This is a genomic window from Flavobacterium sp. 140616W15, from assembly GCF_003668995.1.
GTDB lineage: Bacteria > Bacteroidota > Bacteroidia > Flavobacteriales > Flavobacteriaceae > Flavobacterium.
The window spans coordinates 846,634-859,966 of record NZ_CP033068.1 but is presented as its reverse complement, the minus strand read 5'-3'; the positions used below and the strand labels follow the sequence as shown (position 1 = coordinate 859,966).

9 protein-coding genes are annotated in these 13,333 nt (G+C 33.2%); 4 read left to right on the top strand and 5 right to left on the bottom strand.

Features of this window, described 5'->3' with window-relative positions:
• Position 1: 1 nt before the first annotated feature.
• The 5 genes from priA to nadC form a co-directional block, all read right to left on the bottom strand.
• A complete protein-coding gene (gene priA, locus EAG11_RS03780) occupies positions 2–2,452 on the bottom strand; it encodes a primosomal protein N' (protein ID WP_129537976.1) in 2,451 nt (816 codons plus the stop codon).
• Positions 2,453–2,532: 80 nt separating this feature from the next.
• Positions 2,533–3,288 carry a subclass B1 metallo-beta-lactamase gene (gene bla-B1-FLAV / locus EAG11_RS03775; protein WP_129537975.1) on the bottom strand — a complete coding sequence of 252 codons (756 nt, stop codon included), beginning with the start codon at positions 3,286–3,288 and terminating at the stop codon, positions 2,533–2,535.
• Positions 3,289–3,307: 19 nt separating this feature from the next.
• A complete protein-coding gene (locus tag EAG11_RS03770; RefSeq protein ID WP_129537974.1) occupies positions 3,308–3,733 on the bottom strand; it encodes a DUF2147 domain-containing protein in 426 nt (141 codons plus the stop codon).
• A 91-nt stretch (positions 3,734–3,824) separates the two neighbouring features.
• Complete coding sequence (locus tag EAG11_RS03765; protein ID WP_129537973.1) at positions 3,825–4,751, bottom strand: YihY/virulence factor BrkB family protein; 927 nt, start codon at positions 4,749–4,751, stop codon at positions 3,825–3,827.
• A 28-nt stretch (positions 4,752–4,779) separates the two neighbouring features.
• Positions 4,780–5,637 carry a carboxylating nicotinate-nucleotide diphosphorylase gene (gene nadC / locus EAG11_RS03760; RefSeq protein ID WP_129537972.1) on the bottom strand — a complete coding sequence of 286 codons (858 nt, stop codon included), beginning with the start codon at positions 5,635–5,637 and terminating at the stop codon, positions 4,780–4,782.
• A gap of 320 nt (positions 5,638–5,957) precedes the next feature.
• On the opposite strand from nadC, the gene EAG11_RS03755 reads away from it, so the two are divergent.
• The 4 genes from EAG11_RS03755 to EAG11_RS03740 all read left to right on the top strand — a co-directional run bounded on the left by EAG11_RS03755 (position 5,958) and on the right by EAG11_RS03740 (position 13,332).
• Positions 5,958–7,121: a DNA alkylation repair protein gene (locus EAG11_RS03755; RefSeq protein WP_242499257.1), complete on the top strand. Its 1,164-nt coding sequence runs from the start codon at positions 5,958–5,960 to the stop codon at positions 7,119–7,121.
• Between the two features lie 231 nt (positions 7,122–7,352).
• Entirely contained in the window at positions 7,353–7,676 is a 324-nt protein-coding gene (locus EAG11_RS03750; protein ID WP_129537971.1) for a DUF6660 family protein, read from the top strand.
• Positions 7,677–7,771: 95 nt separating this feature from the next.
• Complete coding sequence (locus EAG11_RS03745; protein WP_129537970.1) at positions 7,772–12,088, top strand: CusA/CzcA family heavy metal efflux RND transporter; 4,317 nt, start codon at positions 7,772–7,774, stop codon at positions 12,086–12,088.
• 11 nt (positions 12,089–12,099) lie between these two features.
• On the top strand, positions 12,100–13,332 hold the full coding sequence (locus EAG11_RS03740; protein ID WP_129537969.1) for an efflux RND transporter periplasmic adaptor subunit: 1,233 nt from the start codon (positions 12,100–12,102) through the stop codon (positions 13,330–13,332).
• Position 13,333: the final 1 nt, after the last annotated feature.

The window sequence follows — 13,333 nt, the reverse complement described above, 5'->3', positions numbered from 1 at the left end:
ATTAATAAAAGTCTACATTTATAATTACTTTTATCGCTCTATATTGCGCAACAGCCTCAAAACTATTCAGAATTTTCTGAATAGTTTTTTTTGTACCTCCCAAAGGCATTTCTTGTGGTATTTTGATTAAAATTGTTCGGATATACTCATTTCTAATTCGACTAATAGCAGGCTCCTCTGGTCCTAGCACTGGCATATTCAAATTCTGACTCAAAACTTGATACAACCACATAGAACCTTCTTTTAATCTATCAAAATCACGATGCTTAAGCGTTAACTTAATTATCCTAAAATAAGGTGGGTACCTATAAATTAATCTATCGTATAATTGCTCCCTATACATTCCTGCATAGTCATTATTAGTAACCTGCTGTATTGTGTTATGATTAGGATTATAAGTCTGAATCACAACTTTACCTTGTTTCTCTGAACGCCCTGCACGCCCAGAAACCTGCATCATCATTTGAAAACTACGCTCGAAAGCTCTAAAATCTGGATGAAACAACATATTATCGGCATTCATAATCCCTACCAAACTTACATTATCAAAATCCAATCCTTTAGCAAGCATTTGTGTTCCAACCAAAATATCTATCTCACGATTTTTAAAACTATCAATGATTTTCTCAAATCCAAACTTACCTCGTGTTGTATCTTGATCCATTCTACCTGTTTTGGCATTTGGAAAAAGTGCAAGCAACTCCTGCTCAATTTGTTCTGTACCAAATCCTTTGGTAGTTAAATCAATACTAGAACAACTATGACAGTTTGTTGGCTTTGCCATACTATATCCACAATAATGACAACGCAGTTGATTTTTATGTTTATGAAAAGTAAGACTCACATCGCACTGCTGGCATTGCGGCACATGCCCACAAGTGATACATTCTATAATAGGTGAATATCCTCGTCTGTTTTGAAACAATATAACTTGCTCACCTAAAGTTATCGCTTCTGAAATTGCTTCAGTTAAAACATCACTAAAATGCCCAGTCATGCGTTTTCTAAAATACTTATCTTTTAAATCAACCAACGTAATATCTGGCATTCGAACATTATTATAACGCTCAGTAACTGTTACCAATCCATATTTCTGTGATTGCGCATTAAAATAAGTCTCTAAACTTGGAGTTGCTGATCCCAAAAGCACCTTGGCTTTATGAAAATTCGCCAAAACAATTGCTGCATCGCGTGCATGGTAGCGTGGAGCCGGGTCTACTTGTTTAAAAGTCTGCTCATGCTCTTCATCAACAATAAGCAAACCCAAATTTGCAAATGGCAAAAACAAAGCCGACCTCGCCCCTATTATTATTTGAGCATTTTCTACATTCGACAAAGTCTGTTCCCAAACCTCAACTCGCTCATTATTGCTGTATTTAGAATGAAAAACAGCCACCTTATTCCCAAAATGAACTCGCAATCTAGTAACCAATTGTGTTGTTAGCGCAATTTCAGGCAACAAATATAAAATTTGCCTTCCTGTTGCTAAATACTCTTCTATAAGTTTAATATAAATCTCCGTTTTACCACTAGAAGTTACTCCATGAAGTAAACAAACCTCTTTTTCAATAAAGCTATTTTTAATTTCCTCGAAAGCAGTTTGCTGAACCGAACTTAATTGCAGTTCTTTTTCTGTGCTTTTACCTGTAAAATTAATTCGGTCTTGCTGTAAAAAATACTCTTCAAAAATCTCTTTCTCAATTAACGCTTTTACAACCGCCGATGATGATTGCGATGCTTCAACGAGTTTCTTAACCGTAATTGGTTTCTTCTCGACTGCACTCAGTTGAAAATATGCCAAAACAATTTCTTTTTGTTTCGCTGCATTTTTAAGCACCTCCAACAACTCATTTAACCCTTGATTTGAATCATATTTGCTATGTAACTTTACATAGCGAACTAGCTTTGGCTTATAACTTTCTTGTATTTCCTGTTCAAGAATAACAATATCTTTATCTATTAATTTTTGAAGAATAGGGAAAACATTTTTTTTATTTAAAACAGCAACAATATCCTGAACCTTGAGCGAACTCTGATGCTGTAATGCTTCATAAACTAAATATTCTTCATCGGTTAAAGTAGTTTCATCTACAAAAACACCTGCCTTATGTGTAATTACCGTTTCACTTTCTAATAATAAACCACTTGGGAATGCTCCTCGATATACATCACCAATGGCGCACATATAATAGGATGCAATCCAAAGCCAATGTTTTATTTGAATTTCGGTAGCAATTGGTCTTTCGTCAAGAATTTGGTGAATCTCTTTGGCCTCATACAACGTTGGTTCATTCTGATGTGTTTCGAGTACCAATGCTGTATACATTTTACTTTTACCAAAAGGCACAGCAACCCGCATTCCTTTCTTAATGAAATTAAACTCCACTTCAGAAATACGATACGTAAACGTTTTAGCTAATGAAAGTGGTAAAATGACTTGTACAAAATGCATTTTAAAGATATATATGTTTTAAAATAATAGCGTTTAGAATATTATTTTTCGTTTATAATTAGCGTAATTTTAAAGCAAATTTACTTTTTATCTAGCTTTTCCGAAGCTTTTGCAGTATTATATTCTTTAACCAATTTTAATGTATGATTAAGCGATTGAGTATTAGTCCAATCATCATGACCTGTAACAATATATATTGGGTTTTTAAATTTTGCCTGTACTTTTTTAATTGATCCCTCCCATTCTTTTACATTCGAATCACCTAAATATCCCAAATCTGTTGCAACTGTACTTTTTACAAAACATCCACCATAAAGAACCTTCTCTTTATTAAACCAAACTACAACATTATCTGACGCATGTCCTTTTCCTGGATAAAATACCTGAAAACGATGTTGGCCAACTGTAAATGTAGTATCATTTGGCATTATAAAATCAGCTCTCTTTTTTCCTTCTTTTTCAAGAATCTGATCTGTTAGTTTTATAGTATACGTTTTTATGCCTTTTTGCCCATAAAATCCTAAACCTCCAGCTCTGTCTTCGTGCGAATGCGTTGCAATATGTACAACAACATCTTTATGATGCTTAGCTTTTATACTATCCAGTAATGGCTGAAACTGTGTTTCATCCCAAGGCGCATCAAACAACACCACTCCTTTATCTGTAACCAAATACATAGAATTGGCAGAAATTAGAGTTCCTTTGTAATCATGAAAGGTTTTATAAACATAAAAGTCACCCGTAAGATGACTTATTTGTAATTTATTATTTTCTGTTTGCCCAAAAGATTTTGTGAATCCTATAAGCAGCAAGAGCAATATTAATTTATTTTGCATTTTTAAATTTCTTTAACCTTTAAATTCTTGACCAATATTGTGTTCTTCCCAGAAGAGAAATCCCAATAAATCCACGTAATTTTAGTTTATCTACACCATCTAATGTAATGTTACATTTATACGTTTTTCCTGTTGTTGGATCTAAAATAGTTCCTCCTTTGTACTCATCACCGTCTTTCTTTAAGCCATTAATGATTACCATTCCTAAAATCGGCTTGTTTTTATTCGCTCCCGGACACAAACTACACACATCATTGACATGCTCTTTACGAAGAATTCTAATAATTTTACCATAAATTTTTCCCGATTGTTCATACACTTCTACAATCGATTTTGCTTCGCCTGTTTCATCATCAATGGTTTTCCATTTTCCGATTACAGATTGACTTTGCACATTGCCTATTACCAAAAATAATAAGCCCATTGTTAAGATCCAGTTTTTCATGATGTTTGTTTTTTTTTAGCCCTGATTGTAGCGACATCCTTTATCCCGATTCTTTAAGGGATAAAGATAGAGCGGAAAGCAGGAATAGCTTCTAAATGTTATTATTTTTTTGTCTTAACTTTCTGATTGTGGCATTTAATTCAAATCCCAAAAGCAATATCATACAGTTTATCCAAATATAAAACATTAGTATTAATAATGTACCAATTGAACCGTAAAGTTCATTATATTTTGAAAATTTTATAACCCAAATCCCAAAAAAGTACGAAGATATCACAATTAAGATTGTTGTAAATACAGATCCAATACTTATAAATGGTACTTTATTATATTGTTTTGTTCCGTAACGCAACAATATAGAAGATGTTACCAAAATCATTAAGATTACAAATAAATAACGCCCCATAATAATAAGCGGAATACTATCATTTAACACATCTTGAATCATTGTTTTCTGAATAAGCACCTCAAAAACAACAATTGTAGCAACTGTTACTAGTAACAAAATAGACATTGTAATTGAGATTGCCAATGCCACAAGATATTGACTAAAAAAGCCCCGTTTATCCAGCACATGTCGAGATGATTCAAAACCTCCCAGAATTCCGTTAACTCCATTTGACATTAAAAAAACCGACAAAAAGAATCCTGAAGAAAGTAATCCTGAATGACTATTATTTAAGATATCACTAATAATTTTATAAATCGCATCGTAAGTATTTGGTGGAACTCCCTGTTGAACAAACTGTAGAAAATCCTGTTGAAATCCTTCGATTGGGATAAACGGAATTAAATTAAGTATAAACAGTGCAAACGGAAACAATGCCATAAAAAAGCTAAACGCAACTGCGCTTGCATGATATGAAAATGCTCCTTCAATAATACCTATAGTATATAATTCGAGTAAGTCATACAATGAAAAACCATCAAGCCAAGGCAGCTTTATACTTTTTAAGAAACGAACGAGATAACGTACTACTGGCACTCTATCTAGCCGGTTTTCTATTTCTACTGACATATACTTACTGGATTATTGTTTATAATTTTTAAAGTGCCTTTAGACTTAAATCCATATTATAAACCGAATGTGTTAATGCTCCCGAAGAAATATAATCGACTCCACATAATGCATATTCACGAATTGTTTTTTCGTTGATATTTCCTGAAGATTCTGTTTGGCATTTATCTCCAATTAATGCAACTGCTTTTTTGGTATCTTCATAATTGAAGTTATCTATTAAAATACGAAAAACACCATCACTTTGCAAAATTTCTCTAATCTCATCTAAGCTTCTAGCTTCGACTATAATTTTTAAATCTAGTTTGTTTTCTTTTAAATAAGCTTTTGTTTTGGCTATAGCCAGAGTAATTCCGCCTGCAAAATCAATATGGTTATCCTTAAGCATTACCATATCATAAAGTGCAAATCGGTGGTTTTCACCTCCTCCAATTTTTACTGCCCATTTTTCAGCAACACGAAAATTAGGTGTTGTTTTGCGAGTATCTAATATTTTAGTATTTGTACCTTTTAAAAGCTGTACATATTGATTTGTTTTAGTTGCAATTGCCGACATACGCTGCATAGAATTCAGTACCACGCGCTCCGATTTTAAAATCGATTGTGAACTTCCTGAAACATGAAACACAACATCTCCATATTTTACAGGGGTCCCATCTTCTATAAACGTTTCAACTTTTAAACTTGGATCAACATAATTAAATATCATTTTAGCAAATGCAACTCCTCCAATTATTCCATCTTCCTTTACCAACAATTTAGCTTTACCTTGCGCATCGGCAGGAATACAAGCTAAGGAGCTATAATCTCCTGTGCCTACATCTTCGCGAATTGCATTAAAAATAAGCAATTGTAACTCGTTCTGAAATTGTATTTCGTTAATCATTTTGTATGAATTTTAATAGAATGCTAAAGTAGCACATATTTTGTGGATTTGAAAATTTAGACGATTTGAAAATTTAAAAACAGCATAAATTCTATCATTTACCTCTAAAACCAAAATACGAATTTCATGAACTAATACTGACGCAAATCATTGTACTTCTTTTTGATTCTACCTAACTCTTTATTTCGTCTGTTCGACTTTCAGTCTTGAATCAAGAAAGTGTTTTTGTTAAAGGACTTTGACAAGCGAGATACCGAACTGATGATGTAAGTCTGTGACAAAAAAGCTAAGCTTTATCTTTTATTAATTTTAATGCCTTAATGGCTAAAAAAAAATCCTATTTATTACAAACATTAAATACCTTTGAACTTCAATATTATTATCAAATGGGATTAATTAAAGATATTTACTCGGTTGCTTTTTACGAAAATTTTACTAATTGCGTTGCCAAAGTCATTCCTGATTTTGATAAACAACAATTTATCACACAAATTTTTGATGCTGATTTTGCTAATAAAGAATGGAAAGAACGCATGCAGCATACTACGATTGTCTTGCATAATTTTATGCCTAATGACTTTGGAGAAGCCGTTTTAACCATTGAAAATATTATCGAAAATCTAAAGAATAATAATTTTACTGATGGAAATCTGGCTTTTATATTTTTTGCTGATTACGTAGAAAAATACGGTATTGATGATTTTAAAACAAGCGCAAAAGCTTTTGTAATGATTACGCAATTTATAAGTTGCGAGTTTGCCGTTCGTCCGTTTATTATTAAATATCCCGAGGACATGATTGATGAAATGACAAAATGGTCATTACATGAAAATCATCATGTAAGACGATTAGCTAGTGAGGGGTCACGCTCTCGATTACCTTGGGCAATGGCAATTCCTGCTTTAAAGAAAGACCCTACTCCTATTTTAGCTATTTTAGAAAATCTAAAAACTGATTCATCAGAATATGTTCGTCGTAGTGTTGCCAATAACCTCAACGATATCGTAAAAGACAATCCACAAGTTGTACTTGACATTGCTAACAAATGGCAAAACATCAGCCCCGAAACTGATGCTATTATCAAACATGGTTGCCGTACTTTATTAAAACAAGGTAATCCTGATATTTTAAAACATTATGGCTTAGAGAGTACTAATATCGAATTATCTAATTTTGAAATTATCACTCCTAAAGTAAAAATTGGAGAATACTTAGAATTCCAATTTTCACTGAACAATACTAATTCTGAGAATAAGACTGTTCGTTTAGAATATGCTATTTATTATCAAAAATCAAAAGGGCATTTGGCGAAAAAAGTATTCAAAATTAGTGAACGCATTTATCAGCCTAATCAGTTGGTTAAAATTAAAAGAAACCAATCCTTTAAAGTAATTACAACACGTGTATTTCATTTAGGAAAACATCAATTGTCTGTAATTATAAATGGAACAGAAAGCGAATTACTGGATTTTGAATTGATCTAATCGAGTTAACACATAAAAATCAAACAGCAGCAAAACATAATAAGTAAAATAAGTTTTTCTTAAATGAACTTACATAGCTTACATGGTTCGTTTTTTAATAGTTTTAGATAACTGAAAATAGAAGTTCCTTAAATGAGAACTCAATGTTGTATTTTAAAACTATGTTATTATTCTACTAAAAAATATAATTATTTTTTAAAACATCAGATTTTTATCCTTAATTTTACTGCCGTGAAATGGATTAACCTCATATTATCAATTTACTTAGTCGTTCTATCGTGCTTGCCTTGTGCAGATACGCTGGAAAACGAGACTATTGCGCATACAAGCGAAATAGTTAGTAAGAATAATCAATCTCACGAAAAAGGATTAGATCTTTGTGCTCCATTTTGCAGTTGCAATTGCTGTGCTGTTCAAGTTCTAAACTCAGCTCCTGCCGTTACTTGGATTTTTAATGTAGAAACTACTCTCATTAAAAAACCATTATCCTCTTACCATTCAATTCTTACTTCTAATTTCTACGGAAGTATTTGGCAACCGCCCCAAATAGTATAATGTAGCCCGAGTAATTTCGGGTATATGTGTTGTGGAATACCACAAAAAAAACAGGCGACCTCTCGTCCTGATTTCTCATTCATTATATCCAAAAAATGTTAGATAAGATTATACAATTTAGTATAAAGAACAAGTTCATTATACTATTACTTACCTTGGCTCTTATAGCTTGGGGAAGTTTTTCACTCAAAAATTTACCGCTAGATGCACTTCCTGACATCACTAATAATCAGGTTCAGATTATTACTACTGCTCCTACTCTTGCTAGTCAGGAAGTAGAACAATTGATTACCTATCCGATAGAGCAATCATTAAAAACAATTCCAAAAGTAATAGAACTTCGTAGTATTTCTCGTTTTGGTTTATCAGTAGTTACCGTTGTCTTTGAAGAGGATGCTGATACTTATTGGGCACGTGAGCAAGTGTTTCAAAGATTAAAACAAGCCGAAGAAAACATCCCTAAATATGCTGGAACGCCAGAATTGGCTCCAATTACAACAGGTCTTGGAGAAATTTACCAATACGATGTTTATGCAAAAAAAGGATACGAAAATAAATATAACGCAACCAGTTTAAGAACAATTCAAGATTGGATTATTGTACCTCAATTACAAGGTGTAAAAGGTGTTGCCGAGGTAAGCACTTGGGGAGGTAGCGTAAAACAATACGAAATTGCCGTTGATCCAAACCGATTAAATAGTGTTGGAGTTACTATAACTGAAATTTTTGATGCTCTCGAAAAAAACAATCAAAATACTGGTGGTGCCTACATCGAAAAAGATGAGTTTGCTTATTTCATTCGTGGTGTCGGAATGGCTTCTGGAATAAAAGACATAGGAAACATTGTTATTAAAAACAGAAATGCTACTCCTATTTTAGTCCGTGACGTAGCAACAGTACAATTAGGAAATGCTATTCGTTTTGGAGCTACTACCAAAGATGGAAAAGGCGAAATTGTAGGAGGCTTAACGCTAATGCTAAAAGGTGAAAACTCTAAAGCAGTTGTAGAGCGTGTGAAAGAAAAAATGGTTGAGATAAACAAAATGCTCCCCGAAGGTGTAGTTGCAGAAGCATTTATTGACCGAAGCAAATTAGTCGATAATGCCATCGGAACCGTTACCAAAAACTTACTTGAAGGAGCGTTAATTGTAATTTTTGTACTGATATTATTCTTAGGAAATCTCCGTGCAGGATTAATTGTTGCCTCAGTAATTCCATTGGCAATGTTATTTGCAGTAATCTTAATGAATGCATTTGGTGTGAGTGGAAATCTAATGAGCTTGGGAGCAATCGACTTTGGAATTATAGTTGATGGAGCAGTGATTATTGTCGAAGCTACGATGCATCATTTACAAAAACTCAAGAAAAAAAGAGAATTAACTCAATCTGAAATGGATACTGAAGTATATGCTTCAGCTTCTAAAATCAGAAATAGCGCCGCTTTTGGTGAAATAATTATCTTAATTGTATATCTGCCAATATTAGCATTGGTTGGTACCGAAGGAAAAATGTTTAAACCAATGGCAATGACGGTCGGCTTTGCAGTTATGGGAGCTTTTATATTATCGCTTACCTATGTTCCTATGATGAGCGCACTGTTTTTATCAAAAAACACTGAGCATAAGCCAAACTTTAGCGACCGAATGATGGCTTGGTTTGAAAAAATATATGCTCCTTTTTTAAACAAAGCATTACAATTCAAAAAAGCTGTTCTTGGTATTGCCGTTACCCTATTTGTTTTTGCACTTGTAATTTTTCAGAACATGGGAGGAGAGTTTATTCCAACTATCGAAGAAGGAGATCTAGCTATTAATGCTACTATTATGACAGGAAGTTCTTTAACTCAAATGATAAAGACAACAACCGAATATGAGAAAATGCTTAAAGCAAAATTCCCTGAAATTAAAACCATCGTAACCAAGATTGGAAGTGGAGAAATTCCAACTGACCCAATGCCCATAGAAAGTGGCGATTTGATCATTGTTTTAAAAGACAAAAAAGAATGGACCAGTGCCGACAACTGGCAAGATTTGGCCCACATGATGAAAGAAGAAATGGAAAAAATTCCTGGAGCCAATATCGAAGTTTCTCAGCCTATACAAATGCGTTTTAATGAATTAATGACTGGAAGTCGTAGTGATATTGCTATAAAAATATTTGGTGACAATCTTGATGTATTAGAAAGGAAAGCCAATGAATTGATTTCAAAAATTAATAAAATTGAAGGTATTGGAGACCTTAAAGCCGATAAAGTAAGTGGATTACCTCAAATTACCATTAAATACGATTATGATAAAATTGCATTGTATGGTTTAAACATAGAGGATTTAAATAAGATACTTCGTTCTTCTTTTGCAGGAGAAGCTGCTGGTAAAATTTACGAAGAAAATAGACGATTTGATATTGTTGTTCGAATGAACAAAGACAATCGTAATGACATTAACGATGTGAGTAATTTATTTATTCCGCTACCAAGTGGACAACAAGTGCCTTTATCGCAAGTCGCAACTGTAGATTATGAACAAGGTCCTGTACAAGTAATTCGTGAAGACGGAAAACGTAGAATAACAATAGGACTGAATGTTCGTGGACGTGATGTAAAAAGCGTTGTAGAAGAAATTCAACAAAAGCTTGATAAAAACTTCAAACTTCCGGCTGGATATTATGTCACTTACGGAGGACAGTTTGAAAACCTAATCGAAGCAAACAAGCGTCTTTCTGTTGCGCTACCTATTGCATTGAGTCTAATTTTAGTTTTACTTTATTTTACTTTCAAAAGCACCAAACAAGCGGCGTTAATCTTTACTGCAATTCCGCTTTCAGCAATTGGAGGAGTATTTGCATTATGGTTGCGTGGAATGCCTTTTAGTATTTCGGCTGGAATTGGTTTTATCGCTTTATTTGGAATTGCCGTTTTAAATGGAATTGTATTGATATCCTATTTTAATCAACTTAAAACCGAAGGAATTACCGATCCATTGCAACGTGTTTTAATTGGAACCAAAACAAGATTACGTCCTGTTTTAATGACTGCTGCTGTAGCTTCTTTAGGCTTCTTACCAATGGCTTTGTCTACAAGTGGAGGTGCCGAAGTACAAAAACCACTAGCAACAGTTGTAATAGGTGGCTTATTCTCGGCTACATTACTAACATTAATAGTTTTGCCAATACTTTACTTATTATCAGAAAGAGTAATCAAAAGAAAAACAACAATGACAAAATCTATAGTAACAGTACTTTTATTACTGGTTAGCAGTTTTTCTTTTGCACAAAACAGCAAACCTATCGGATTGGATAAGGCAATCGAAATGGCTAAAAATAATAGCATTAACTTAAAAATTGCTGATAAAGAAATAGAAAAACAAACAGTTCTTAAAAAAACAGCGTTTCAGCCCGACCCATTGCAAATAGAATATCAGGGCGGGCAATCTAATAGTAACGTGTACGACAGTAATATTTCGGTGCAACAATATTTCCCTATCGGAAAAATTACCAAAGCCAACCGACAATTGCAGGAAGAACTAGTAAAACTTGCCGAAAAGCAAAAGGCTTTGTCTGAATATGAAATTGAAAAAGCAGTAACATTAGCTTATTATCAGTACCTATATGGTCTTTCTGTACAAAAACTAAATACCGAATTATATAATGTATATGCTTTATTTTTAAAAAATGCTGAACTTCGTTTTAAAACTGGAGAAAGTGGAAATATAGAAGTAATTAGTGCAAAAGCTAAATCTAAAGAAATTGAAACTCAGAAAGTACAATTGGACTACGATTTGGCTATTTATCAGAAGCAATTACAGTTTTTTGTTCAAACAAAAGAAAACATTATACCTGATAGTAATACACCACTTCAATTTACTTCTCTTACCGAAGATAACAAATCGAAGGTAGAAGGTTTAATGAACGATTATTATCAGCAACAAATTTCGGTTTTCCAAAAAGAAGCCAATACGTTTAAAGCGCAACGAACACCTAAATTAGGTTTAGGCTATTTTGCTCAAACCATTGATGCTAAATCTTCATTTCAAGGATTTACTGCAGGTTTACAAATTCCGTTATTTGGAGGTGTAAATACAGCTAAAGCCAAAGCTGCTTCGATAAGTATTACACAATCGCAACTGGAATTAGAGAAAAATCAATTTTCCCTAGAATTACAAATGCAGGAATTGAAAAACGAATTTGAAAAACAGGAAAAAGGATTACATTATTACCAAATTGAAGGTTTACTTTATGCCGAACAAATTATTACAACAGCACAAAAAAGTTATGCTAACGGAGATATGAGTTATTGGACATATATCAGTTTTTTAAATCAAGCAATTGACATCAAAAAACAATATGCCGAAACTTTGAACACATACAATCAAAGCGCTATTCGATTACAATTTCCATCAATTTCCAATAACTAATATTCACTACAATGAAAAATATAAAAAATATAATAAGCCAAACTACTACTCTACTTCCAATTGCTTTTTTAATGTTGATTTTAACATCATGCAACGAGAAAAAAACCGAAGAAACTCATGATGAAGAAGAGAAAGCAGAAACTGAAGTAGCCTTAACTGAAGCACAATTTAAAACTGTTGGTATTCAGTTTGGTAAAGTAGAAAACCGCAACCTAAAAACCATTATTAAAGCCACTGGATATACAACTGTTCCTCCTCAAAATTCAGCTAAAATTGCTACATTACTTGGTGGTACAGTTAAAGACATCTTTGTTTTAGAAGGTACTTTTGTAAATAAAGGAAAAGTTCTTGCAACCATCCAAAATCTGGAAGTTGTAGGAATGCTTGAGGATTATAAATCGGCTACAGCTAATATCGAATATTTACAATTAGAATACAACCGTCAGAAAACATTGGCTGATGAAAATGTAAATCCTCGAAAAATATTTCAGGAGGTAAAAGCTAAACTAGCTGTAGAAAAAACGAGAGCTCAAGCCGCAAAAAGCAGATTACAGGCATTAAATGTAAGTCCATCTAGCAACAGCGCTTTAATTCCAATCATATCTCCTATAAGTGGCTATGTAGGTGAAATAAACATTGCCAAAGGGGCGTTTGCCGAAACTGGAATTACTTTATTTGAAGTTTCTGATAACAGCCAAATGCACTTGGATTTAAACGTATATGAAAAAGATTTAGGATCGATTTCGATTGGTCAGGAAGTCGATTTTATCTTAACCAATCAGTCTAATAAATCGATAAAAGGAAAAATATTTGGTATCAATAAATCATTCTCTAACGAAAGTAAAACAGTAGCTGTTCACGCAAAAATAAATCCAGATGACGCCAAAGATCTAATCTCTGGAATGTATGTTTCTGCCAACATCAACCTAGATAAAGCAACTGTTCCTGCTCTACCAAAAGGAGCTATTGTAAAAAATGGAGACAAATTTTTTATCTACATAAAAGAAAATGCACATCCTAAAAAAGACACAAAACACGATCATGAAAATGAATCTGAGGGAGCGCATGAAGAAGGACAAGGAGAAATACATTTTAAAGCAATAGAAGTTATTCCTGGTACTACCGATATGGGATATACCGAAATAAAATTTGTAACTTCAATCCCTGAAAATAGTCAAATTGTTACACAAGGTGCTTTCTACTTATTGGCAGCTCAAAAAGGTGGTGGAGAACACACGCATTAAA

What these genes read in the sequence shown, in the direction of transcription:
- priA (WP_129537976.1), bottom strand. Translation starts at nt 2,452, where the DNA reads ATGCATTTTGTACAAGTCATTTTACCACTTTCATTAGCTAAAACGTTT.
- bla-B1-FLAV (WP_129537975.1), bottom strand. Translation starts at nt 3,288, where the DNA reads ATGCAAAATAAATTAATATTGCTCTTGCTGCTTATAGGATTCACAAAA.
- EAG11_RS03770 (WP_129537974.1), bottom strand. Translation starts at nt 3,733, where the DNA reads ATGAAAAACTGGATCTTAACAATGGGCTTATTATTTTTGGTAATAGGC.
- EAG11_RS03765 (WP_129537973.1), bottom strand. Translation starts at nt 4,751, where the DNA reads ATGTCAGTAGAAATAGAAAACCGGCTAGATAGAGTGCCAGTAGTACGT.
- nadC (WP_129537972.1), bottom strand. Translation starts at nt 5,637, where the DNA reads ATGATTAACGAAATACAATTTCAGAACGAGTTACAATTGCTTATTTTT.
- EAG11_RS03755 (WP_242499257.1), top strand. Translation starts at nt 5,958, where the DNA reads ATGGCTAAAAAAAAATCCTATTTATTACAAACATTAAATACCTTTGAA.
- EAG11_RS03745 (WP_129537970.1), top strand. Translation starts at nt 7,772, where the DNA reads ATGTTAGATAAGATTATACAATTTAGTATAAAGAACAAGTTCATTATA.
- EAG11_RS03740 (WP_129537969.1), top strand. Translation starts at nt 12,100, where the DNA reads ATGAAAAATATAAAAAATATAATAAGCCAAACTACTACTCTACTTCCA.